At 41.2% G+C, this 25,933-nt stretch carries 19 protein-coding genes and 1 pseudogene; 12 read left to right on the top strand and 8 right to left on the bottom strand.

Annotated elements, in window-relative coordinates; genetic code table 11:
* The first annotated feature begins 5 nt into the window (after window positions 1-5).
* Window positions 6-632 carry a peptide chain release factor H gene (gene prfH, locus DSM08_RS12735; protein ID WP_149526518.1) on the top strand — a complete coding sequence of 209 codons (627 nt, stop codon included), beginning with the start codon at window positions 6-8 and terminating at the stop codon, window positions 630-632.
* Window positions 633-932: 300 nt separating this feature from the next.
* Here the strand turns inward: prfH and DSM08_RS12730 are convergent, their stop codons facing one another.
* From DSM08_RS12730 to DSM08_RS12715, 4 genes are read right to left on the bottom strand one after another with little or no spacing between them, the layout of a single operon-like run.
* Window positions 933-2,435 (bottom strand): Gfo/Idh/MocA family protein, encoded by a 1,503-nt coding sequence (locus DSM08_RS12730; protein ID WP_149526517.1) that lies wholly within the window; start codon window positions 2,433-2,435, stop codon window positions 933-935.
* A gap of 12 nt (window positions 2,436-2,447) precedes the next feature.
* On the bottom strand, window positions 2,448-3,164 hold the full coding sequence (locus tag DSM08_RS12725) for a 3-keto-disaccharide hydrolase (RefSeq protein ID WP_149526516.1): 717 nt from the start codon (window positions 3,162-3,164) through the stop codon (window positions 2,448-2,450).
* A 38-nt stretch (window positions 3,165-3,202) separates the two neighbouring features.
* Window positions 3,203-4,318 (bottom strand): FecR family protein, encoded by a 1,116-nt coding sequence (locus DSM08_RS12720; protein WP_149526515.1) that lies wholly within the window; start codon window positions 4,316-4,318, stop codon window positions 3,203-3,205.
* Between the two features lie 31 nt (window positions 4,319-4,349).
* The gene (locus DSM08_RS12715; RefSeq protein ID WP_149526514.1) at window positions 4,350-4,931 is read right to left on the bottom strand and encodes an RNA polymerase sigma factor; all 582 of its coding nucleotides are present in this window, start codon (window positions 4,929-4,931) and stop codon (window positions 4,350-4,352) included.
* 210 nt (window positions 4,932-5,141) lie between these two features.
* On the opposite strand from DSM08_RS12715, the gene DSM08_RS12710 reads away from it, so the two are divergent.
* Genes DSM08_RS12710 through DSM08_RS12690 form a run of 5 tightly spaced genes read left to right on the top strand, consistent with a single transcriptional unit; the run spans window position 5,142 to window position 11,473 of the window.
* Entirely contained in the window at window positions 5,142-7,880 is a 2,739-nt protein-coding gene (locus tag DSM08_RS12710; RefSeq protein ID WP_149526513.1) for a DEAD/DEAH box helicase family protein, read from the top strand.
* Between the two features lie 40 nt (window positions 7,881-7,920).
* Window positions 7,921-8,598 carry a 5-oxoprolinase subunit PxpB gene (gene pxpB / locus DSM08_RS12705; RefSeq protein WP_149527720.1) on the top strand — a complete coding sequence of 226 codons (678 nt, stop codon included), beginning with the start codon at window positions 7,921-7,923 and terminating at the stop codon, window positions 8,596-8,598.
* Window positions 8,588-9,550 carry a 5-oxoprolinase subunit C family protein gene (locus tag DSM08_RS12700; protein WP_187773859.1) on the top strand — a complete coding sequence of 321 codons (963 nt, stop codon included), beginning with the start codon at window positions 8,588-8,590 and terminating at the stop codon, window positions 9,548-9,550. Before pxpB ends, DSM08_RS12700 begins: the two co-directional genes overlap by 11 nt.
* The gene (locus DSM08_RS12695) at window positions 9,540-10,298 is read left to right on the top strand and encodes a LamB/YcsF family protein (protein ID WP_149526511.1); all 759 of its coding nucleotides are present in this window, start codon (window positions 9,540-9,542) and stop codon (window positions 10,296-10,298) included. The genes DSM08_RS12700 and DSM08_RS12695 overlap by 11 nt, the downstream gene beginning before the upstream one ends.
* Window positions 10,295-11,473 (top strand): NRAMP family divalent metal transporter, encoded by a 1,179-nt coding sequence (locus DSM08_RS12690; protein ID WP_149526510.1) that lies wholly within the window; start codon window positions 10,295-10,297, stop codon window positions 11,471-11,473. Before DSM08_RS12695 ends, DSM08_RS12690 begins: the two co-directional genes overlap by 4 nt.
* A gap of 120 nt (window positions 11,474-11,593) precedes the next feature.
* On the opposite strand, the gene DSM08_RS12685 is transcribed toward DSM08_RS12690, so the two are convergent.
* On the bottom strand, window positions 11,594-12,055 hold the full coding sequence (locus DSM08_RS12685; protein ID WP_149526509.1) for a GyrI-like domain-containing protein: 462 nt from the start codon (window positions 12,053-12,055) through the stop codon (window positions 11,594-11,596).
* A gap of 192 nt (window positions 12,056-12,247) precedes the next feature.
* On the opposite strand from DSM08_RS12685, the gene msrA reads away from it, so the two are divergent.
* The 6 genes from msrA (at window position 12,248) to DSM08_RS12655 (ending at window position 19,115) form a co-directional block, all read left to right on the top strand.
* Complete coding sequence (gene msrA, locus DSM08_RS12680) at window positions 12,248-12,883, top strand: peptide-methionine (S)-S-oxide reductase MsrA (protein WP_149526508.1); 636 nt, start codon at window positions 12,248-12,250, stop codon at window positions 12,881-12,883.
* 95 nt (window positions 12,884-12,978) lie between these two features.
* Window positions 12,979-15,015, top strand: coding sequence for a polyphosphate kinase 1 (ppk1, locus tag DSM08_RS12675; protein WP_149526507.1), 2,037 nt, complete (start codon window positions 12,979-12,981; stop codon window positions 15,013-15,015).
* 72 nt (window positions 15,016-15,087) lie between these two features.
* Window positions 15,088-16,602 carry an NAD(P)H-dependent oxidoreductase gene (locus DSM08_RS12670; protein ID WP_149526506.1) on the top strand — a complete coding sequence of 505 codons (1,515 nt, stop codon included), beginning with the start codon at window positions 15,088-15,090 and terminating at the stop codon, window positions 16,600-16,602.
* A 66-nt stretch (window positions 16,603-16,668) separates the two neighbouring features.
* Window positions 16,669-17,445 carry an SDR family NAD(P)-dependent oxidoreductase gene (locus DSM08_RS12665; protein WP_149526505.1) on the top strand — a complete coding sequence of 259 codons (777 nt, stop codon included), beginning with the start codon at window positions 16,669-16,671 and terminating at the stop codon, window positions 17,443-17,445.
* A gap of 235 nt (window positions 17,446-17,680) precedes the next feature.
* Window positions 17,681-18,472, top strand: a complete 792-nt coding sequence (locus DSM08_RS12660; RefSeq protein ID WP_149526504.1) for a hypothetical protein — start codon at window positions 17,681-17,683, stop codon at window positions 18,470-18,472.
* Window positions 18,473-18,653: 181 nt separating this feature from the next.
* Entirely contained in the window at window positions 18,654-19,115 is a 462-nt protein-coding gene (locus tag DSM08_RS12655; protein WP_149526503.1) for a hypothetical protein, read from the top strand.
* Between the two features lie 237 nt (window positions 19,116-19,352).
* Here DSM08_RS12655 and DSM08_RS12650 read toward each other — a convergent pair.
* The 3 genes and pseudogenes from DSM08_RS12650 to DSM08_RS12640 form a co-directional block, all read right to left on the bottom strand.
* Window positions 19,353-19,757 (bottom strand): annotated as a pseudogene (locus DSM08_RS12650) (transposase); the annotation flags it as partial.
* A 706-nt stretch (window positions 19,758-20,463) separates the two neighbouring features.
* Entirely contained in the window at window positions 20,464-21,258 is a 795-nt protein-coding gene (locus DSM08_RS12645; RefSeq protein ID WP_149526502.1) for an SIR2 family protein, read from the bottom strand.
* On the bottom strand, window positions 21,239-25,930 hold the full coding sequence (locus tag DSM08_RS12640; RefSeq protein ID WP_149526501.1) for a DUF3320 domain-containing protein: 4,692 nt from the start codon (window positions 25,928-25,930) through the stop codon (window positions 21,239-21,241). The genes DSM08_RS12645 and DSM08_RS12640 overlap by 20 nt, the downstream gene beginning before the upstream one ends.
* Window positions 25,931-25,933 lie beyond the last annotated feature (3 nt).

Here is a 25,933-nt window from a genome sequence, read left to right as displayed (position 1 = left end):
GAAGGATGAAGATACAATTACAGATAAGCTCGGGGCGAGGCCCTAAAGAATGCTGCATGGCAGTAGCGAATGTTTTTGCACTGATGCTGCTTGAAGCAAATGCCTTAGAAATAGAACTCAAAGTCCTACAAGAAGAACGTTCGGAAGGTTTAGCTTCCTCTATTTTACTGGAAGTGAAGGGGAAGCAATGCGTTCGTTTTGCATCGCAATGGATTGGTACGATACAGTGGAAATGTGAAAGTCCCTTTCGTCCGAAGCATCCACGTAAAAATTGGTTTATTGCAGTACAGCAAGTTGATGATTTGGAGCGTTTGGATGGAATTTCGGAAAGCGATATCGTCTTTCAGACGATGCGGAGCAGCGGAGCAGGAGGGCAGCACGTCAATAAAGTGAGCTCTGCTGTGCGGGCAATGCATAAGCCAACAGGAATTTCTGTACAGGTCATGGATACGCGTTCACAACTGCAGAATAAGCAATTAGCGGTAAAAAGAATACAAGAAAAAGTAGATGCGCTAAATTCATCGGCTCAGGCAAGTGCCAAGCGATCGAATTGGGAACAACAGATACAAGTCGATCGCGGAAACCCATCTCGAATATTTGAGGGAAAAGGTTTTAAAGAGCGGAGTAAATAAAGCTAGTCAGACCTAGAAGCAATATCAGCCCTATATAACCCATTTTAAACCCCTATCATTCCCCTTTCGAAAGGGTTCTGAATTAAGTTTATATTGGGTTTGAAAGGGCTTTGAAAGGGTTCTGTGTCAAAGCAGTTTCGAATACCTTTCATTCCTGAGGGTAATTGAATACAGATACGCTTGGCAAGAAACAGGCTGTTAACGTATTTCCTGAAACGCAAACAAAATAGAGAAGGCTGTCCGAATGGGCAGCCTTCTCTTATTGATAAATCTATTTGTTGTTACTAAAAACGTTGAGCCCTATTTTGGCATCGGTGGTAGGGAGAATCCGTTTTTGTAAGGCTTATTGATCCATTCCTGAGCAGCTTGTGCGGCATTAAGCGTTATAGATTGACGGTTAAATCTTGGGTGGCCATCAATCACGTTGAACTCATCAACCGAAACTACTTTAATTTCATCATTAGGGTTTATATTGGTAAACCTCATGTTTTCACCATCCCAAAGCAACTCCCTGTGGAGCGCTTGTAGTCGTACTGCTAGCACGCCCATTACCACCATTTCATTGAACGGACCAGAGAATTGGAAATTGGAACTGGTTTCCGTGCGGTTTTCTTTTGATTCTTTTGCAGCTCTGATCCAGTCTTGCTCATGTGCATCCGTTTTCCAGATATCTCCATTTCCGCCTTTCACGCGAGGAATCCATGGCGTCGGTTTTTTAAAATCCTTCATGTTTTCCACAGGAAGGAGCGTAGCATTCATTCCGTAACAACCAGTCATGATTTTTCCTTTTTTACCAACGAAGATGATACCGCCATCAGGATCGCCCATCATCATACCTGGCGCAAGCTCTTTTGGTCTGTCTGGCAGCAATCCACCATCATACCAATAGACGTCGACTTCCGGCATTTTCACTTTGCCTGCTTTTGGACGTGCCGGGAATGTATATTTCACGATCTCTGCATGAGGCGGAGAATAAAGATTACTTAGGGTAGAGCTTCCGTTTACCTTGGTAGGGTACTTCAAGTTCAATGCCCAGTAAATTGGGTCCATGATGTGGCAGGCCATATCTCCAAGAGCACCTGTTCCGAAGTCGTACCAACCTCTCCAGTTCCAAGGTGTGTACACCGAATTATATTCCCTATGCTCGGCAGGACCTAAGAATAGATTCCAATCTAAATCTTTAGGAATCGGCATGCCCTCTTTTGGTTTCATCAACCCTTGAGGCCATATCGGACGGTTGGTCCAACAGTGCACTTCATATACCTCGCCAATAGCATCCGATTGTATCCATTCTGCAATTTCACGGCACCAATCGAACGAGTTACCTTGATTTCCCATCTGTGTGGCTACGCCGTATTGTTTTGCCAATTTGGTCAACAATCTGGATTCATACACATTATGAGTTAATGGTTTTTGTGTATAAGTATGCTTACCGAGGGTAATCGCATGGGCCGTTACACCGGCGTGCGTATGATCCGGCGTCGCTACGCATACCGCATCAATGCTGTTTCCGATTTCATCAAACATCTTGCGCCAATCTTTAAAACGCTGCGCTTTAGGATAGTCGTTGAAGGTTTTTGATGCATATTTCCAATCTACGTCACATAGTGCAACGATGTTTTCTGTTTTCATATTGTTGAGGTTTCTTCTCCCGATACCGCCGACGCCAATCCCTGCAATATTCAGTTTATCGCTGGGCGCAATATGTCCAAATTTCTTGCCGAGGACCGTATTTGAAACAATAGTAAATCCAGTTAACAGACTGGCATTCTTGATAAAGTCTCTTCTTGAGTTGTTTTCCATGTTATTCTAGGTTTAGTTTATTTCGCGTATTTTGATGTTCTTAAAATATACAGGATCGCCGTGATCTTGAATCCCTATCTTACCTTTTGCTACCTTGGCATAAGGCAGTGCGGCGAACTTGCTCTTGGCAATCTGTTCTTTCAGCGCTGGAGATCCAATCTGGTAGGTAAGGATCAGTTTCTTATTTAGCCAATGCTGAACATTTCCGTTTTTCGATACGATACGTGTTTTGTTCCACTGTCCTGCGGGTTTTAAAGGCGAAAGATTCGGGGCGATGACATCCGACATCGAACCTGTCTTCTGTTGCTCGGTCAGTTTTTGCGGATAGTTTTCGTTATCGATGATTTGAAACTCGGGACCGGTCTGGTACATATATTTATTATCCGGGTGCTCAACCACATAGATGAATATGCCGCTATTGCCAGATTTTTCAATTTTCCACTCCATTTCTAATTCGAAGTTTTCAAATTCTTGGTTTGTTACGATATCGCCGTTTTTTCCGGTTGTAGAAAGCATGCCGCTCTCCACTTTCCAACCTTTGATGGTTGATCCGTTGTATTGGTGCCAGGCGTCTAGCGAGTTATTAGCCAAAAGATCAATCCAAGGCCCTTTTTTCTCCGATCGGTAATGTTCGGTGGTTGGGGATGCTTGTTCAATCTGAGGAGGCTTTTGTAGTCCTACGAAGAGCAATGCGAAGATGCTGCTACTGATAAGGATGGAGTTTGTCATGTTTTTTATGTTAGGTTTATGATTTACACAATAGGATATTATTTCTTGGAACCGATTATTATTTTGTTCCCTATAATCGAGGCCTGCAGATCGCCCGTCATCTCGATTATCTCTAATACTTCTTTAATACTTTTGTTTCGGTCGATCTTGAGTGTGAAGTGAAAGGCCTCTGGATTGATGTTCTTTAAGCTATATTCCATGTTGTACCAATCAGAAAGAACGCTCATGATCTCGTTGATGGGTTGATCATTAAAGATAAATTCGTTTCGTGTGAAGGCCAATGTTTCGTATTCATCAAACGATAATATTTGGATTCCATCTTGGCTGAAATGTCCCTTTTGTCCTGGTTTAAGCTTCTTGGAGTTGTTATTGCCTTTGATTTCTAAGCTCCCTTCCACAAGAGATATAGACGCTGTCTTTTCATCCCTTTTGCTGCAGAAAACGAACGAAGTGCCTGTTACAATGGCTTCTATTTTGCTCGATTTTACAATGAAAGGTTTTGACGGATTTGTCTGAACTTCAAAGTATGCTCGTCCTTCTGCCGCAACAATTCGACTGTTTTCTATGAATCGGCTCGGAAAGGATAGTTCACTATTTACATCAAGTATTACTCTGCTTTTATCGTCTAGTTCGATAATGTAATTTTCGTTCGCCGCTGTTTTAATGTTAATCTGAATGATTTCATTCGAGTTGTCGTTAGATTCTATGCGGAGCACGCCAGCTTTAGATTTTACGAGGGTAAATTTATTGTTGGAGAAAGACTCTCCAATCTTCATCGTCTGGAGATCTTTGTATGTGCCATCAGAAGTTGTTAAACCGGGAGTTTCAACTGTGGAAGGGTGGTTTTCGCTTAAGATGAACGCTTTTTCATTATCCTGTTTCATTAAGAGGTAGCCGACAAAAAAGGTTGCGATTATGACCGCTGCAATCTTCAATAGGGTAGTTTTAAGACTCGGACGGCTGATCTTTTCTATTGTTTTGGCATGGACGGCTTGCTGAATTCTGTTTTTGACATCCTCTTGAGCACCGTATTTTAATTGCCATTCATCTTTCTGAAAAGTCTCGAGGAGTTCGCTATCAATATCTGATAAATCCTCTTTTTTGGCTTTTCGTGAAAGAATATTAATAATGGATTTTAAAATTGAATGCTCCATAATATTAGGTTTACATATATAGAGCGCTTTTTTAGATCAATCCCCCAACAGTTGACAATAAAAAGGTTGATAACCATATATACCTACTCAATCCGGCTCGCAATTTCTTCAGGGCGATAGTCAATTGGTTTTCTACCGACTTTCTAGAAATCTGAAGCGCTTCGGCGATCTCTTTTTGGGAAAGGTTGTCTTCGCGCTTTAGCTTATAAACTTCTCTACAGCGGGGAGGCAGTTCGTTAATCAGTGTTTCTAGCCGATCTAGTAAATCTCGATATTCCAGCGCTTGTTGAGGGTCGTAGGGGTCTGGAACGAGTTGACTAAATTGATCGATATCCACATGAGGTGCTCTTTTTTGTTGGATTTGCCTATAGATCTGGTAGCGTGTGCAGGCGAAAAGATAAACTTTAATGGAATGGGTAATATGTATCGATGTTCGTTTATTCCAAATATTGATAAACACTTCCTGCACAATCTCCTCGGAAGTAGCACTATCGTTCAGTACAGATTCTGCCATTAAGAACATAGGACGCCAATACCGATCCATGAGCTCCTTTAGTGCTCGTTGATTATCAGTCTGTATTAAATGGAATAAATCTCGATCTGAGACTGTCATTTAAGTTTAGATTTCGGTTATATCGTTTTTGTAGCGCCTGATGCGCGACAAACATAAATATACAGAATAATAATTTTAAAATTTAAAAGAAATATAGAATGTGAAGGCGTCGTTGCCCTTAATGAGTTATTGATTTAATATTTGTACAACCTATTCGTTTGTTTCAAGTCTGTCGTTTCTGTATCTTAAACCCTAGAAAAATTATTATTAATGAGCGTGTTTTCCGCCAATATAAAATTCAGATATCCATGGCGTAGCTATCAACAACGCGTGCTCGATGAGTTGTCATCTCATATGGACGATTCCCATTTGCACGTAATCGCTCCTCCAGGTTCCGGCAAGACCGTTCTTGGGTTGGAGGTAATTCTTCGATTAGGCCAACCAACGTTAATATTAGCACCCACGCTCGCCATCCGAAACCAATGGATACAGCGCTTTACGGAATTATTCGTGCAACAGCAAGAGCTGCCTGACTACATATCTAAAGATATCCGCCATCCGAAACGTATTACTGTCGTGACCTATCAGGGCCTGCATGCTGCCTGCAACGATCGCAAAGAAGGAAACTTCACATTGGATTATGTCGATGAAACGGATATAGTTGAAAAGACACGCTCTAACTTTCTGAACCTACCCAAGATTATATCAGGTCTACAAGGGCAGGGTGTACAGACCTTTATTCTGGATGAAACCCACCATCTAAAAAATGAATGGTGGCAAACGCTAGATCGGTTAAAGAAAGCTATAAATCCTAAAATGGTAGGATTAACTGCAACCCCACCATATGATGTATCCGGTACGGAGTGGAGCAGATATTTGGATCTAAACGGTCCTATAGACGCCGAGATTACTGTACCTGAACTTATTCAACAGGGGGACTTATGTCCGCACCAAGATTACGTGTATTGTTGCCAACCGTCGGCCGAGGAACTTCAGCTTATTCGCAGCTACAGAACTAAAGCTGTTGAGATTTTTGAGGAAATTAAGAATGATGAAAGTCTTATCCGAGCAATTTCTACGCATCCATCTATCGTCGATCCGCTAGGAAATGAGTTTAAAATACATGAGAACTTAGCATTTTACTCGGCCTGTTTAATTTTTCTGAGATCAAGATCGATTGAAATCAGCCCATTGCATTTTGAATTATTAGGGATCCCTCATCGCGATGACAGCCTACAACTTCCTGATTTGGACTTTTCCTGGATGGAGGAATTGCTTCGCAACTATCTTTTCGAGGATAAAGGTCATTTTAAAGACGAGTTTGAAGAAGAACGAACGTTAATGTTGAATCGCTTGAGACGCTTAGGGATAGTTGAGCGGCGAAGTATTAAGTTTGAACAAGGCGCTAAGATACTCCAGCATCTACATGCGAGTGTCAGTAAATTAACAGCGATTGAACAGATTAGTAATTTCGAATTCGGAATTATGGGAGGAAGCCTGCGACAGGTCATCCTCACAGATTTCGTGCGAAAGGAATATTTAGCCAATACGCCTGAAAATACGATTCCATTGCGTAAGATTGGTGTACTGCCAATCTTTGAACAATTAAGAAGGAATAATGGAAACCAAAAGAAAATCGGCGTCTTGTCCGGAACTATTGTTATTGTTCCGCAAACAGCGGTTGATTCCTTAGAGAAGGCATACAGCCCGTTTGGACATAGCGAAGCGTTAAACATAAAGCCGCTAGTCTTCGATACATCTTACTACATTATACAGGTTACCGATCAAAGTCGTGATTGGATGGTCGCCATCGTTACGCGTCTTTTTGAGGCTGGTGAGATTGAGATTTTGATAGGTACGAAGGCATTGCTCGGGGAGGGATGGGATGCGCCAGCAATCAATAGCCTTATTTTGGCTTCTGTTGTGGGATCATTTGTCTCATCCAATCAAATGCGCGGCAGGGCTATCCGCACGAACCTAAATGTTCCGGATAAGACGAGTAACATATGGCATATCGCCTGTGTCGATTCGACTGTTGTTGATGGCGGGCAAGAGATTGCCTTATTGCGACGTCGCTTCCGCAACTTCGTCGGGTTGGTTGAAGATGAGCGTGGTGGCATCGAGAATGGTCTTTCCCGTATCAGTTTTCCGACCGAGGTAAACGAGGAGAACATTACGCAGTTTAATGGGCGCAGTTTTGTATTAGCTGGGCAACGTAGCAGACTTCCAAATAAATGGCAGGCCGCTATAGCCGAAGGAACTCAGTTGCTGGAGGAAATAAAACTGCCGTTTGTTGAGCCTGACGCTTACCAAGGAATGAAGGCTGCAGAAATGAAAAGGACGATCGGAAATATGACTGCTTCACTTGGCTCCGCCGTCGTGTTCTATTTGGAATGGAGCACGCAGATCTCGATGAAACTGATGAAATGGCTAGGGGCACCGGGAGGAACGCTGATGTTGGGTATGTTTGGTGTAGGAACGGTATTTTTTTCTGCGAGGGCTATTAAAACTTTCCGATACTATGCCAAATACAGAGATGTAACCAAGGATATTTACGAGATCGGTAATGCACTGATCAAAACCTTATGCAAAAGCAGAATCTTCACAACGAGTTTGAAGGATCTCCGTGTGTTAACTTATGCAGATCGTCAAGGTGCTGTCTTCTGTCATTTGGATGGAGGAACGACTTACGAAAAGTCCTTGTTTGTTCAGATGATTCAAGAGGTCGTTGAATCTATTAATTCGCCACGCTATATTATCGTCCGGAAGAGTCTTGCCCTCAAGGTGCTGAGGCAATATGACTACCATGCCGTTCCAGAAATGCTGGGTAAGCGCTCAGCATTGGCCAATGACTTTGCCAACTTTTGGAGAGAAGAGGTCGGTTCCTGTCAATTAATCTTCACAAAGAATATGGAAGGTAGAAAGCTGCTGATCCGGTCTAAGGTAGCTGCATTAGCAAATCATTTCAGTGAGGATACGACCGTGCAGCACGTCAATATTTGGCGTTAATTTTTAATCCATTTGTAATAGTCATAGCATGGCAGAAAATATGAATTATTATCACCTAGGTGATACCGCGCTGGTCGTTGATTTCGGGGGAACCATTACTCTGGAAATCAATTCGCGAATTAGACAACTGACAGCAGGACTGGCAGAGCGCAAGATCCCCGGCATGTTAGAGGCGGTGCCTGGGTATACAACATTGACATTGCATTATAATCCGCTTACTATTTCTTATGATCGATTGGTTGACTTAACAAATGAGATTTTAAAAGAAAACTTTACTTTAGAAATAGAATACTTGGAGCCGAAGGTTATTCCGGTTTGGTATAATGGTCCTGACCTAGCTGTTGTTAGCAAGCATACGGGCCTTAGAATTGAAGAAATCATTGAGCGTCATACCGATGTCGAATATTTGGTTTATATGATTGGCTTCGCTCCAGGCTTTCCTTACTTGGGAGGGATGGATAAGATATTATCTACACCGCGTCGGGAGACACCACGAATAAAAATTCCGGCAGGTTCTGTGGGTATTGCTGGGGAGCAGACGGGCGTTTATCCGATGGAAACACCGGGAGGCTGGCAACTTATCGGGCAAACCCCAATCGTTTTATTTGATATAGAACGAGAGCAGCCATCCTTCTTGAGTGCTGGCGATCGCGTGAAGTTTCATGCGATTACGCAAGAGAAGTTTGAGAATTATAACATGGAAAAAGATGGGAATTAGCGTCATAAAGCCTGGCTTATTGAGCACGGTTCAGGATTTGGGTCGTTGGGGTTTCCAACGCTATGGCGTTCCGGTGAGCGGTGCGATGGATCGATTGGCATTGCGATTGGGAAATATAATTTTAGGGAATGATGAAGCGGACGCGGCAATTGAATGCACTTGGACGGGGCCTAGCCTGCGATTTGATCGGGAACAGCTCATCGCCATTACAGGCACTAATCTTTTTCCTAAGCTGAATGGTGAGGAAATAGCTATGTGGAAACCGATTTATGTTCCTAAAGATGGGGTTCTTTCATTTGGCAAAGCGGAAGACAATGGTTGTAGAGCTTATATTTGTTTCTATGGCGGGTTGGATGTTCCGCTTGTTTTAGGAAGTCGTGCGACTTACATGAATGGGAAGATGGGGGGGGTAAATGGACAGGCACTCGTCAAAGGAAATCAGATTTCCTTTTTGAAATCATTGCAATCGGGTCAGTCTGTTTTCAACTGGTCGATGGATTGTTCGTTGTATCCGAATCTCGCAAGCCGCAGGATCCGAATAATGGCAGGTCCTCATACAGATCGTTTGGAAGGGGAGAGTTTATCGGATCTGTTTAGTCAGACCTTTGAGATAAGCAACGCATCTGATAGAATGGGCTATCGATTAAAATCTAAAGCGCTAGCCTTAAGAGATAAGGAAGAGCTTTTGTCTTCCGGAGTTGCTTATGGAACAATTCAACTTCCTGCCGACGGGCAGCCGATTATCTTAATGGCCGATCATGGGACGACAGGGGGATATCCGATCATTGGACACGTCGCTAGTGTCGATTTACCCTTGCTGGCTCAACTGAAGCCGGGCGAGCAAATTCGATTTGAAGAAATTAGCATGCAACAGGCTCAGCACCTTTTGTTGGAGCAAGAGCAGGAAATAAATAAACTAAGACAAGGCGTAAAACTAAAATATGAAAGCTAAGAAATTGATAGACTTGAATTGTGATATGGGCGAGAGCTTCGGCTCTTGGACTATGGGAAACGACGCGGCAATTATGCCATATGTTTCTTCTGTGAATATTGCCTGTGGATTTCATGCAGGAGATCCAATCATTATGATGAACACGATAGATTTAGCTATTCCGCATGGCGTAAATATCGGTGCACATCCTGGATATCCAGATCTAGCGGGTTTCGGACGTCGGCATCTATTTATGAGTCCGAAAGAAGTCTATGCTGCGGTTTTGTATCAGATCGGCGCGCTATCGGCAATAGCTCGGGCGAGAGGTGCTGAACTACACCATGTAAAGCCGCATGGAGCGCTTTATAATCTCGCCGCTAAAGATAGGGTATATGCAGAAGCTATAGCAGATGCTATTTATGCGTTTGACTCTTCCCTTATCTTATACGGGCTCTCCGGTAGTGAATTGACGCGGGCAGGAAAGGAAAAGGGTTTATCGGTATTCCATGAGGTTTTCGCCGATCGAACTTACCAAGCTGACGCTAGCTTAACTCCACGTACGGAACCTAACGCGATTTTAAAAACCCCAGAAGAGGCTGTCGATCAGATAATTCGCATCTTGCAGACGGGAGAAGTAATAACACGCAGTGGCGATGCTATTCCCATCGAGGCCGACAGCATTTGTATCCACGGAGATCATGAAGGTGCTGCTGAATTTGCAAAGCAAATTTATCAACAATTAACGGATTTTGACATCAGCATTCGATGAAAAATATAAATAAATCAGCCTTACTCGGTGCAGCATTATTGATGGCTACATCTGCCGTTGGACCAGGATTCCTGACGCAAACGACCGTCTTCACACAATCATTAGGTGCAAGCTTTGGCTTTGTCATTCTGATTTCTATCCTGATTGACATCGGAGTGCAAATGAATATTTGGCGGGTTATCAGCATGTCGGAGATGAGGGCACAGGATATTGCCAACAAACTCCTTCCGGGGCTTGGGGCATTCCTGGCTCTGCTCATTGTGTTAGGAGGCCTTGCATTTAATATCGGCAATGTTGCGGGTGCAGGTTTAGGACTGGAGGCCTTAGTAGGGCTGGATGTTACGACCGGAGCTATTATTTCTGCAGTTTTAGCAATCGGGGTTTTTGCTAACCGGCAGGCGGGCAAAGCGATGGATCTATTTGCGCAGATCATGGGCTTTATCATGATAATTGTCATCATTGGTATTGCTGTTATATCCGCTCCTCCAGTAAAAGAGGCAGCACTAAGAACTGTGGTTCCAACGACAATAGATTTCATGGCAATCATTACCCTTGTTGGCGGAACGGTTGGCGGATATATTACCTTCGCTGGAGGGCATCGTTTGATTGATGCCGGCATCAAGGGGAAAGAAAACCTTCGCAGTGTGAATAGGAGTGCGGTGATGGGAATTTCTGTAGCTTCCCTTATCCGTATATTTCTGTTTTTAGCCTCATTAGGTGTCATTAGTCAGGGTTTGGTAATTGACCAGAGCAATCCTACGGCTTCGGTATTTCAGCTGGCGGCTGGCAATTTCGGTTATAAGCTTTTTGGACTTGTTATGTTTGCTGCGGCAGTCACCTCCATAATTGGCTCAGCATATACTTCAGTCTCTTTCCTAAAGTCTTTCCATACAAAGATTGCACAATACGAAAACTGGATAATCATTGCTTTCATTCTGTTTTCGACCTTGGTATTTATGCTGGTTGGGAAGCCTGTTGATCTTTTAATTATCGCGGGCGCCGTAAATGGAATTATCCTGCCATTATCTCTAGCGGTTATGCTGATTGCTGCCTACAGGCCGGATATCGTTGGTGACTATAAACAGCCAACCGTATTGACTATTATCGGCGTATTGATTATTGCGATATTAACCTATATGAGTTCAAAGGTTATTATTGGTCTTTTCGTGAGTTAAGGATTTTTAGAGACTAGTAATAGTCGTCCATTTGAAAGTTGCATAAAATAAAGCCCTACCTCAAGATATCAAGATTAACCTTGAACACATAAGGTAGGGAGTGGTATTCTTAAGCTGCTATCAATCCATTACTGAAATAAAAGTTTCCACTTCCGCTTGGTCGCCATCATAATATTTCTTTCCATGAACAGTGAAGTCGGCCTTGTATGCGCGGTTTAAATCTGTGTTTGCCCATATTTCAAACCATGTTTTACCGACTGCCTCTGGCATTTTTCCTTTGGATACAAACTTTTCATATTTTGCCTCTTCGATGGTAACTCCTACAAAACCATCTGGGATTTGCTCTAAAGAGGTTACAGGTCGGCCGATAATTGTCGTATAGGCATGGTTGAAATCAGATTCATAATCGTTGTAGACTACATAGATGTCTTCACTGCTTTTGTTAGGGATCCGTTCCTGAATGTTTTCATTCCAAAACTTCACCCATAGTGCTTCGATATCTTCTGCTGCTTGTCGGTTTTTATTGCAAGTTCTCGTGCTGATACCAATAACATAGAATTGTTCGATTGTTTCTGTACTCATTCTGATAATTTTTTTGATGGAAGCAAATTTATGCCCGCTATTGACAACCCTGTGGCAGCAGAGAAACTATATCAACCTATTCTTTAAAAAATAATTTTTACTAATAGGAATTTCCTAAATTTGAATAGAAACTAAAGTTCTGGATTCTAGCGATTTTGCTATGAAAGAGTAACTTCAATTAAACAAAGAAATATGAAAACGACTATTGTTATTGTACTGCTGTTGTCATTCGTGGGCGGATTTCTGTTGATGTCTAATAAGCAAACACCCGGATATGCGGACGCGCAGAATACAGATAAATTAGAACCTATAAGTAAAGATTTGAAAGAAATCTACTTTGCGGGTGGATGTTTTTGGGGAACCGAGCATTTCTTTCAGCAGGTTCGCGGAGTTACTAAAACGGAAGTTGGCTATGCGAACGGCAATATTGATAAACCTTCTTATAAACAAGTAACGACTGGAAAGACCGGTTTTGCGGAGACTGTTAGAGTTATTTATGATCCGAGAGTTATTGAACTAGATTTATTGATTGATCTTTTCTTAAAAACAATTGACCCTACAACTTTGAATAAACAGGGGAATGATATTGGGACGCAATATCGTTCAGGGATATATTTTGTTGATGAGAGCGAGAAGCAGCTAATCCTTTCGAAGCTAGAAACGCTTGCCCAAGGATTTAACGCACCGGTTGTTGTCGAGGCAGAACCCTTAAAGAATTTCTATACCGCCGAGAAATATCATCAGAAATACTTGGATAAGAACCCCGGCGGATATTGCCATATTGGTCCTGAGCTATTTGAAATGGCGCGGAAAGCAAATCCAAGATAGATAGCAGATTTTCCCATTTAGATAGCAATCAATACATTTTTCCTAAAAATATCGATTAACTTGCTCCTGCTTTGTTGTAAGGCAAATTATTAGATATGGAAACACAGGAAGGAAAACAATCTCTATTTATTGATCGAGACATAAGTTGGTTATACTTTAATGAGCGTGTACTCGAAGAAGCAGCTAAGGAGAGCACGCCTTTATTAGAGCGATTGAAGTTCTTGGCAATCTATTCTTCTAATCTAGATGAGTTTTATCGGGTTCGGATGCCGCTTTTGCTTGGGCAGCGAAAGCTGGATAAAAAAAATAGGCAGCTAGTCGATAACCCTAATACTTCCAATCATTTTAAGAGCGTGAAACGCATTATCCGTAAGCAACAAAAGCGCTTCGGAAGTATTTTAGTGCAGAACATTATCCCTTCGCTAGGCGAGGAGGGCATCATCTTAAATTACGGAAAAGAGCTTCCTGATTTTGCAATCCAAGAGCTTAGAACCTATTTCTATGTAGAGATTGCGTCCTATCTGCATATTATGGATTTGAAGGGGTCTATCTCATTCTTTCCGGAGAACAACCATATTTACTTTTTTATCCTGTCCTCCGACGATCGTCGTTTTATCATCAATATTCCAAGCAATCACATTTCTCGGTTCAAGGTGATAACGCATGATGGTCGGCGGTACGTATTTTTTATCGACGATATTATTAAGCACTTTATCGGTGGGCTTGGTGACTTCAATGCCATCAAGTATATATCAAGTTTTAAGGTGACGCGAAATGCGGAACTTAATATTAAAGAGGAGGCGGGGACCGATTTAAGTGAGGAGCTAATGAAAGAATTGCAGAAGCGTGACTTCGGATTAGCAACAAGGCTTCTCTACACCGCTGATCTACCCAAGGAAGAATTAAACAATGCATTGGACTTTCTGCAACTAAAGAAGTCGAATGCAATGGCAGGGGGGCAGTATCATAATCTGAAGGATTTCTTTGCTTTTCCGATTACTGAAGAGAAGTTGAGATATTCTCCGCATGCTCAAATTCTCATAAAAGATTTAAATGAGGCTAGTGTTTTTGAGCTAATGGAAAAGAAAGATATCCTGCTTCATACACCTTATCATTCCTACGACACCGTTGTCCGCTTTTTTAATGAAGCTGCTTTAGATTCTGATGTAACACATATCTATACAACAGTTTATCGCTTGGCGAAGGATTCTAAAATTGGCCACGCTTTGCTGAACGCAGCGAGAAATGGGAAAAAGGTATTTGTTTTTGTTGAGTTGAAAGCAAGGTTTGACGAGGATAATAATATCCAATGGGCAAAGCGCTTGGCGAAAGAAGGCGTGCAGATTTCCTACGGCATTCCGAAGATTAAAGTGCATGCTAAAATAGCGTTGGTTATTCGAAGTAATCGGTATTATGGATTACTGTCAACAGGTAATTTAAACGAGAATACCGCCAAACAATACACTGACCATTCCTTACTAACTGTCGATCAAGAGATATTGCAGGAGCTACATAGTCTGTTCTCTTTTCTATCTCTGAATAGAAGGAAAAACGCGGAAGACAAAATTGATTTTAAGCAACTGTTGGTTGCTCATTTTAATTTATATGACTATTTCATAAAGCTTATAGATTTCGAAATCAGCGAAGCCCAACATGGCAGAAAGGCATTGATCCGAATCAAGCTCAATAATTTGGAAGAAGAATCCCTAATAAATAAGCTCTATGAGGCATCGCAAAGCGGAGTGAAAGTTGAGTTGATCGTTCTCGGAATCTGCCGATTAGTAGCTGGAAAGGAAGGTTTGAGCGAAAATATACGTGTCAAGAGAATCGTTGGACGCTATCTAGAACATTCTCGAATCTTCAACTTCTTTCATTCAGGAGACAATCTCCTTTATCTCGGGTCTTCCGATTGGATGCATCGCAATATTTTTCATCGCGTGGAAGTTTGTTTCCCTATCTCCAATAAGGATCATAAGGAGGAAATATTGCACTATTTAGAAATTCAGAACAATGATGATCTTAGTGCGACCTGGATTTTATCTGATGGACAGAACGGTAAAATCGAATCCGGCGCAGGCATTTCATCACAAGAAGCCATTCTCCATTACTTACAGAATAAGCAAGTGGGATAATCTACTGGACGAGGTTTTTCATTGATTTTAAACACTTTCTCTAGCAGCCTGTTTTATAAGAAAGAGTTTTATATGAAGGTACTCGTCATCTTGGGACATCCACGATCGGACAGCTATTGTTCGGCCTTGGCCGATGCTTACACTCGCGGGGCGCAGGCGGCAGGCGCCGAAGTTCAGTTTCTGAGATTATCAGATCTAGATTTTGAGTTGAATGTATTAGTTCCATCGCCTCAACATCAATTTACGGAGCCTGATATAGTGAAGGCGAAGGAATTGATCAAGTGGGCCGACCATCTTGTTTTCGTCTATCCGACTTGGTGGGGCAATATGCCTGCACTGATGAAAGGTTTTGTTGATCGGGTATTTGTGCCAGGCTTCGCATTTTATGAAATCCAACCGGACGCTTTCGAGAAACTGTTAAAGCCCAGAACGGCACAATTGATCATTACGATGGATACGCCGGTGCTAATTGATCGAATTATTAATGGAGCACCCTCGCGCCGTTCGATGGAAAATGCTACGCTTAAGTTCTGCGGCGTTAGCCCTGTTCGCAAGATGCTTCTGAGCCCCATAAAGCACTCTACTCAACAACAGAAGGACCTTTGGTTGGAAAAGGTATATCAACAAGGCTATGCGCTCCGTAATGGCGTACTGACTGCCAGAGAACGCTTTCTACAAAAGCTGATGCCATGGATACAGGCCATCCGTTTGCAATTTTATCCAATGACCTTTTTTGCTTACGGCATCGGTGCGTTTGCCTATGCAAAGTTATATGATTCCTTCAACTGGACTGTTTTTTTATTGGGCTATCTCGTCTTGTTTTTGATTGAAGTGATCACCGTCTTTAGTAACGATTATTACGACAAGGAGACCGACAAACTAAATCGATCTTTCGGTCCTTTTTCGGGCGGTTCTAGAGTTTTGGTCAACGGCGTGATATCGGATAACGAATTGATCGGAGCGATGAAAGGACTTTTTGTTGCGCTCTGTTTATCCACTATACTTTTAGGGTTTATCTCCGTTAGCAGCTTTCCAACGATACTGTTAAGCATTGTTTTATTGTTTGGGATCGCCATTTCGTACACCGCTCCACCGTTGAAGTTTTCTTATCATGGATTAGGAGAAATAATCGTGGGATTTACCCACAGCTTCGCTGTCATTCTTTGTGGTTTTATCTTTCAGGGTGGGGATTTCAATCATTCTTATCCATGGCTATTAGGGATTCCTTTATTTTTCTCCATTATCCCTGCGATAATTATGGCGGGAGTTCCGGATTACGAGGCTGATAAGGCAGCGAACAAAGGCACATTGGTCGTGCGCTTAGGTAAAACAGGAGGGACTTATCTGGCAGGGCTATTTGTTTTGATGTCGTTGATTTCAGTCGCTCTGTTGAACCAAATCGACCTCATTAAAGACGCGTATGGTAATATCATCTATCTAGCGGCTGTTCATGGAGGATTCCTCCTACTGATGTTCCTTAACTTTATTCGAAAGAGAAACAAGCCTGATCGTATCGATGGGATGATGGCTATTGCCTTGATGTATATTTTATGGTTTGCTTTAGTGCCTTTTTTTCGCTTGATTTGAGACTAGATTCACGAATAACTCTTCGAGATTCGTTTATGAATAATTCACTTTAACTATTTAATAGCTATGGGAATTATTGGCGATGGCTTGGATCTAATCCAAGATTTAAGTGGACAGAAAGTTCTGATTTTTGGCGGAACAGGGTCTGTTGGTGAAGGCATTCTCCGCTCTTACCTGAAAACAAATGCTGAAATTATTATTCCTTCTCGTTCGGAGAAAAGCCGCGACAACTTATTGTCCATTTTAGGAGCAGTAGGGGATACCGATAGATTATCTTTTGTTATTGGTGATTATACGAGTTTTGATTCTGCGGAAACTATTGCGAAGGAAATTACTGAGCAGTATGGGGCAATAGATCACGTAATAGCCTGTATAGGTGGTTGGTGGACGGGTGGCCCGCTTTGGACGGTTTCAGAAAAAGATTGGAACGATCAATTTGTTGGTCTCGCTACAGGTCATGCTGCCTTAGCAAAAGCATTGATTCCTCGATTGGAACGAACGGGTTCTTATCAGATCATATCGGGAGGTTCCGGCACGCATGCGGTGGCTGGTTCGAGTATTGTATCCATGCAGCATGCTTCATTGATTATGATGGCTGAAGTATTGGGATTAGAGGCGGGAGATAAAAAGCGAGTTTTTGCATTTGTATTGGGCGTGGTGGATAGCAGAAACCGGCCTGCGCATCGCCCATATTGGATATCGGCAGAACAGGTAGGTATGGTATCTTCTATTCTAGCCAAGCAAGAGCGAATTGCTTCCCGGATTATTGAATTGAAGGATAAGGCTGCCTTGCCTGGCGTATTGGAAAGTCTAGGATGGTTTGCAGTATTTACAATCCTTTAGCCTTAAACAATAACTTTCGTATTTTTCAACGCATCTACAAGGATACGTTTTTCATTAAAAGATCGATTTTCGAAGTTAATCGCCTTTCGAATAGTTTCTTGAATGTCTTCAACATTTATAACCTTTAAATCGTTTAAATATTCAGTCCATATAAAATTCCAATATCCGAAATTCAGCATTAAACGTTGGGCATTTTCTACTGTCAAATTGATAGTTGTTAACCTCAAGTTGTTATATGAAATCTCTCGTTTTTACATTCCTACTCTTCATTTTATCGAGCTGCTTACATGCGCAAAATATCTCCTTAGAACTTATCGATGTTATCAATAATAATGTCATCGCTGTTCAGCAAGGGAATATCAAAATTCTGCTAGACGAGAGAGGAAACCTAAAAAATACAGTTCCATCATATTGGGGTGAAGCCAGCAAAGATGGGAATAGGCATGTAGAATATGATCTATCTGGACGTATTAGTCGAATTGGGAATAACCACTTAGACTACGATTTGCGCGGGCGCTTATCGCAGATTGGAGATCATAGGATCATGTACGATTTAAGCGATAGGGTGAGCATGATTGGAAATTATAGGCTAGACTACGATCTTCACGGAAGACTTACTCAACTAGGCGATAAAAGAATCGAATACGACCTTAAAAATAGGATCGTAAAGCTTGGAGATCAGAATATAGATTATGACATTCGCGGACGTGTGGAGAGAATAGGTAATCAGGATATTGATTATGATCTTCGTGGCCGCGTAGATAGAATAGGTAATCAAGATGTTGATTATGATCTCCGCGGACGTGTGGAAAGGATTGGTGATCAGCGTATCGATTACGACCTTCGTGGAAGAGTAGCAAGTATTGGTGACCAGCGTGTCGATTATGATCTTAGGGGGAGGGTTGTCCAAATCGGCAATACTCGTATAGATTATGATATGCGAGGACGAATTGCGCGTATCGAAAATAGCGAGGAAAGAGGAGTTATCGAATTATATAGGATGATAGAAACACTGAATAAGCGCTAATCGAATTTGCTTTTCTGCATGTTAATCTAATTTACAGTTATTGAGGCTGATTTCCATTGTAATATTGCTCTGATACCTCCAATTTTCAGGGCTTTTCTTTCTAAAATAACTAGAACTAGCTATTTCTCAGCTCTTTCATTCATGGTAATTTTGTAGTACTGAACAATTAGAACTCAAAACTATGAATGCAAAAACAAATATTAACTATCTTTTTAGTCCGCTTCTTATCCTAATTTTTACTTCATGGGCTTCAGTAGCTAATGCCCAACAGGAACTGATGGAGCAGATCAATGCATTGTCGAAATATTACTTGACTAGTGGTATGTCATTCGAGATAAAAAATACAAATGGCGACGCTATTTTGTCGGTTTATGACGAGGATACCGATGAGGAACACACCGTGTACTTGAATTTGAAAAACGACTTTTGGATTGAAGACATTCAGTTAGACGAAGACGAAGAAGGCCATATTATCCGGCTGACACCAAAGAAAAAATTGAAACTGGAAACTAACGATGGCGTTTCCTCGATAGACGTTGGTCAATATTTTCAGATTTTCAGCAAGGTTAATGGTGCAAGGACGTCTTATCTGCACGATCGAATTATTGCGTTTGCCAAAGCAATAGGAACAAAATCGAAATAAAGTTTTTAAAAATTGAGGGTGAAAGACAGGAAGAATTAATAAGACTTATCTAGAAATTATACTGTCCTTAAAAAGGGAATCTAAGGGAGCTGTCGTAACTAGACAGCTCCTCTTGTTTTAGGTGATTTGGGTTTATAGAATCATCTTTTTTTCTGCGAGCCTTCGATTACTTAAACCCCTTTCAAACCCATTACATACCCCATACAAACCCCAATCAAAACCCTTCGGGAAGGGTTTGCCTTTTTCAAGAGCAATCGTTACGGTCCTATTGATCAACAGGTTCAACAGATCCATATCTTTTAATCGTAGTTTGCGGAATTTGGTAAGCGAACTTGAATTGATCACATCCTCCTCTGGTGCCATTTCAAGAAAATATTTGAAGGACATATCATATCTGGAACGTTCAACGACATCTACATCCGAAACGGTGTAGATCGTTTTTAACAGAAGGTATTTGAACATCTTGATAGGGCTCTCCGCTGTACGGCCATTCGTCTGGCAATACTTAGCCAAAAGCTCGTCATAGATAAAACTGAAATCGATAAGATCGTTGATTTTTCGAAGTAGATTATCTTTTGGTACGATAATATCGTACAATCCTGAATAGGAACTGAACTGTATTTTTTGTTGGGTAGAGAGCATCCTAATGTCCATTAAAGCCTACCTTAAAATACGAAAAAGGGAGCAGAAAACTGTAGTTTTCGACTCCCTTTTTTAACCTTTTTTTCTAAGGGGACTTTTTCAGTGCCCTCGTCTGAGATTGAAGCTTTTTTTTGTGATCCCGCTGGTACAAAACTCGAACTCTTTTTTGGAAGATTTAAGAAGATTAAGCCATCTTAAAGACACTCCGTACCAATCTGATTTATTCGTGGAAAAGGTTAATCAACCTAAACAGTCCAAGGTTCCTATAAAAGAAAGAAAACTAAAAATATGAATACATCGCCGTCATTTTATATATGCGAAGAGAACCTGTTGTATCAATTTGGTTCACAGTTTTTTATTGACATAAAAAAAGGAGGTAACTATGGTGTAGTGTTTCCTTAAGTGGCTCTATGGTAAGAAGTTCGAATCAATTTTTGGAAGATTAATAGATGATGAGTCATCTTCTGGATACTTAGTATCTTTAATATTTAAGCTTAATATAATTATCGAAGTTATATTTTGAACGTCCAAACAGCTTTTAAAATAGTGCATTGACTCTCGTTACTTCAAACTCAAAAACAGCTATGATTTAATAATGTTCCTGCTATAAAAAATGCCCAGTTTACTATTAAAAAACTGGATGTTTTTCTGGGATTGTTTGGATACACTGTCCTAACAAACACTAGTGTTTAGTAGTTTTCTGCTATTATAATTCTTTGAGTAAGTTTTTCGGATCAAAGCACCGAATTGTTATATCTGTCCTAGGGAAAAGTAGTGCTTTAACTCTTTTTCGAACTTTTTGATAATCAGGATTGATAATTATAATTTCCCTAGTCATTTTACTTTGTGTAAATGTCCCATTTAGTAAAAGGCATAGTTCTGCATCCAATGGATCAAGGGAAAGACCGTATAGAAGAATAGTATTTGCCTCGGACAAGAACTGATATGTTGCGAAGTGATTATAACCTAAGGCATCATTTTCGGCATCGCTTCGGTAGTTTTCCATGGAGGTTTCCGAAGGGAGGTAGATTTGTTCGTACTGCTCGATGCTACCGTGAAGATGAAACACTTTACTACTGTCAATATCGTAATATTTATCTTTAACCCAGTGGTCTGCTGCATCATCAATTACCGTGTCCCAATTTGTAGATACAAAGCCAAATAAACTATTGGGATTTGCAAGGACGAAATTATTTAAAATAGACTCAAATTCCTCTCTTGGCTTAAGCAAACCAGTTTCTTGAGCATTTCTTAACGAAAGGCATACAATTTCCTTCATAGCGTTAACCATATCTCTTTCTTCATTCAATTGAGCAATGCCTTTAGGCGATTTGGAGTACAGTCTCAACGCGCAGATTAATTTGGAGAATAGGAAGTTGGCAGTATCCGAATCCGTGTCCTCATTATTTATTCGCCTAAAACAATTAAGAATAGGTTCCCAGGCATTTTGAACTGCTCCGGCTCCAATAAGTATAGCTATTTTATTTTGTTGAATTGACATAGTGATGAAAGTGATTAGTTATTGATAACTTTAACGGTTTCAAAAAGTCTCCGTCTCTTGTTATTTTCTCACTTTCTAAGGCATAATTAATAGATTCTAATATTGATGCTCGCATATCCTCCGTTACTCTCGAATAACCGAAGATTTTAGCGATTAAAGGAACAGCACTTTCGGGTTGTATTGCAATTGAATTCTCTACCACTTTAGCAATGGCAAGATTCATTTCTTCGGGGGCAATGTAAATTAGTTTTCGTGAATTAGCGTTCAAAAAGCTTCTATCGCGAATCTTGGCAGTATCATTTTCGGGATACCATAAGAAGTCATCTTTTCTAATGACTAATCCATTATCGACTGCATATGCCGTTGCATTCGTGATTGTCGCACGAATACGGCTACCAATTTTTGAAACACCGTTTGCATCGGTTATTCTCCTTGCCATTTCTTCAAAATGTACGGGGCTTTCGATTTTTACTACATCAGCTATCCAATTTCCAAGTCTTCCAGAAGAGTATTTGTGGAGTTCCTGAAAGGAAACTTCCGAAGGAAGGGTAGCTACTACATATTTTTCGTAAGACTCACTTTGCTCGACTTTATCCTCGCGAATCAAACTTTTTAGATCTTCCATTAATTCTTCTTCAACAGCATCATTATGTTCGGTCTGTATCCTTGCCTTTTCAATTGCATCTACAAGCAATCGTAATTCTCCTTTTGGATTTCTAAACCAATCTGTGCTCCAAACATGGAATAGATTCCAACCCATGCTTTCAAGAACGGTGCTGCGCAACCTGTCACGATCTCTGGCAGACTTAGCATTATGATATGACCTACCATCACAATTTATTCCGAGCAAATACCTTCCGGGATGGTCAGTGTCTACAACAGCTAAGTCTATGTAGAATCCCGCCGAACCTACTTTTTCCCGTACAGTGTAACCTTGTTCCCGAAGTCCTTCAGCAACGATTTCTTCAAATGGTTGCGGTTTGTATTCCATTTCTTCTTTGTCGCTTTCAAATTTTCCATGTTGTGCATAATATAAAAAGCTTTTTAACGCCCGTATCCCAAATTTTGCGTTTGGTCCGGGATTCATATCCGCAGCAGTTATATTCGTAAATACTTCACAACGGCTTTTTGCTCTCGTAATCAAAACATTCAATCTTCGCTCGCCGCCTTCATTATTTAACGGTCCGAAACTCATCGGTACTTTTCCGTCTTCAGTCCTGCCATAACCAATACTGATAAAAATGACATCTCTCTCATCTCCCTGGACATTTTCGAGATTTTTGACGAAAAACGGTTCGTTAGGATGACTTCTAAAGAAACTTTCTACATCCGGGTTTTTCCTACGGCGTAATTCAATTGCATTTTGTATTGCCTGCATTTGCGCGGTACTGAAAGCGACAACGCCAAGACTTAATTTTGGGGTGTGTATTGCATGATGCATAACCGCATCTGCAACTTTATCAGCTTCCTTAGCATTAGTACGGGTTTTGCCCTTATCATAAAAAGTATCAGGTAAATGATTGAAGGCCAATCCCATTCTATTTTTTGATCCTGGGCTTGGGAAAATGATCAGCTTGTTCTCGTAAAACTCCAGATTTGACAAACTTATCAGCGATTCATGCCTGCTACGATAATGCCAACGGAGCATGCGCTGCGGCGCACTTTGGGCGTCGCACATACCGAGAATGCTTTGCATATCTGCCGTTACGTTTTCTTCATCTTCTGTTTCGGTGTTCAACCTATCGAAGAAACTTGTAGGGGGCATCTGTTTCGTGTCCCCTACAACGACTAATTGTTTCCCACGCAGTATTGCACCAAGAGCATCTACCGGACGAACCTGGCTGGCCTCGTCGAAGATTACCAAGTCAAAATCGATACTATCTGGAGGTAGAAAATTTGCAATGGACATTGGACTCATCATGATCACCGGTTTGATTGCCTGAATGGCAAGGCCGGCTTCCTGCATTAGCTTTCTTATAGGCATATGTCTTGCCCTACGATTAAATTCACTTTTAAGTACATTTATCTGGCCACCGCCGTCTTGTCTAGGCACAGCTTCCCAATGTTTGAGCGCTACCTTAGTGATGTTGTAATATTGATTTAGGATATCGAGTCTTTTGAACTTTTCGATGATGTCTTCGTGATTAGAACGTTCAAATTTTCGTAGAACTGGACTATTTAGCATGGCCTGCTCAATTAGTGACTCGTACCATGATTTTTGTATAGCTGTCTTTAAGTGTGTTGATGCGTCCGGCCAGTTTTCCACAACGGTAATCAAATAACCTGCTCCTTCCTTTTCTATATTTTCCTTAAGGACGTTCCATGATACTGCTTTGTGAATGTCAGGTAAATCGGCCGTCCAACTGTCTAAAATATCTTGCTGTTTCTGAAAACTACTTTCTTGAATTTCGTTATCATTTAAGTCAAGGTGTAACAGTAAGTTTTTAATAGCCTCGCCTTGTGCGTGCAGCACAGATTTTAAATTATTTGCGTATTGAGCTGCCAGTGCTGGTTTCTCATTTTTTTCTAAATATGTAAGAATCGACGCAAGGATTTCCCCTTTTTGAATGGCGGCATGTAGAGACTGTAAGTATTCGAATGCGTTTTGAACTGCATTCCAATCGGTACGTTTTTTTTGCCAATAGTTCCCAAACAATCTTGTCGCTAACGGTTCGAACGAAGATAAGGTAGCACTAAGACGCTTTCCTTCCATCATGGCATTTAAATACTCTATCTTCGTTTCAAGTTCGGCAGGCGCAGTTGTGTTTAACAAACCTGTTAATTGTTTTACCGCTTTTCTATAATCCCCGATAAGGAATTTATACCACTTTTTACCATGTGCGATAAGATTTTGGCGTATTTCCAGTACGTTATGTTCCCATGCTTCAGGAATAAACACCGAATCAAACTTCAGATGTAAATCCCTGAGACGGATTCCGGTGTCAATAACTTCGGCAATATCCGCCTTGTTATCTAACCATGCCGTATCTGTAATTGCCATCGACTGTACGCCCGGATTATATGCAGCCGTTGCTACGGTTGCTATCAGTTCAGCTACTGTTTGTTTATCGTTAGGGGTATTTACATTAAGCGATTCCGCAACGGTAGCAATAATATTGATAAGTTCCTTGGTGTATTTACTTGCTCCGGTAAGTAATTCTTTTGCGGCTTCTTCATCTTTTGGTAAAAACACAGTCAGCCCGGTACCATAAAACAGAAGCTTTTCTGGTTGTCCAATTTTTGACAACCGTGCCTGAATCTGCTCAGCAAGAATTTCTATACCTTTCAAGTATGGAAAATCCCATGATCCGATGTCATCAACAGCAATCCTTGGAAATTTATAATTGTTACTCTCTTTATTTATCTTTAAAAGGTGCCCCATCACTTCCTGTGCAGAATGCCCACTCTGAGCGATGACCTTATTTACTTCATTACAGTACGCATTTAATTCGTCTATTACCGGCTTAAGGAATTGTATCTCTTCTTCCAAGCGGGTGGTGGTGGGCTTACCTAGCTCCAAAATCCTCTTTAACTCCGTATGGAGTTCCCGTTTGTTTGCCTTATGGCTATGTAATTCGAGACAAGCTTCGCCGAGATTAACGCTATCTAATCTCCGTTTCACAACTTCGAGAGCAGCCATTTTTTCAGCAACAAAAAGTACCTTTTTCCCATTACCGATAGCGTCAGCAATAAGATTTGTAATGGTTTGGGACTTTCCGGTGCCTGGTGGTCCCTGAATTACCATATTCCGTCCTTCATTTACAGCCAGCATCGCAAGTAGCTGTGAACTGTCTGCGTCGACAACCTGTAGCAACTGATCAGCATTTGTTTCCTGATCGAGATGATGTTCTTCGCCGATTGAAGGTTGTTGTTCATTAAAGCCGCCGCCGAAAAGCGATTGTAGAATAGGATGGTCAAACGGTTTTTTGTCATCTGGCCACTTCGAACTGTCCAAGTCATGATAAATCATGAACTTCCCGAATGAGAAAAAGCCAAGCTCTATGGCGTTTGTATCAACTTTCCAATTATCGATATGGTTAATCCTATCCTGTATATCGGTAAAATAAGATTGAAGATTAAACTCTTCCTCTTCTGACAGATCGGGGATGGTGATGTTAAAATCAACCATCATTTTTGCCTGAAGCGATAGGTTAGCACCAATTTCGGCTCCGGTGTACCTCAGACGAAAACGCTCATTAGCACTGGAACGCTCTAACGAAACAGGAATTAATAGGAGCGGGGCTTTACGAAGATCTTCGGTATTTCCTTTCTCATACCAATTTAGCATGCCCAGTGCCAAATAGAGCATGTTGACACCCTGTTCTTCTATACTAGTCCTGGCAAAATAATAAGTGTTTAGAATTTTCGTCTGGAGTTTCTGCTCTGTATCATCAGTTTGCAAGCGCGTATCGTTGTAAGCATCCTGTAATTCACTTTCAGTTATTTCAGGAAACAAAAATAATTCATCGTCATCTTCTTTACCCGGTCGCGCCAAAAAAGTCATGGCCTTGTTTTGGGATACCAAGATATCATATACTGATAGAGATTGTTCCTGAACGATTGTTAAACCACGTGCTTTCGGCTTTTTGTAATTCAGCAACGTATTTCGCATACCGAGATCAAGGAGTTCCTTTCTAGATGCCTCTATTTTGGGAAGTATGTTTTCTGACATGAT

Origin of the sequence: Sphingobacterium hotanense, assembly GCF_008274825.1 — a bacterium.
GTDB lineage: Bacteria > Bacteroidota > Bacteroidia > Sphingobacteriales > Sphingobacteriaceae > Sphingobacterium > Sphingobacterium hotanense.
This window is presented reverse-complemented; position numbering and strand designations above follow the sequence as displayed.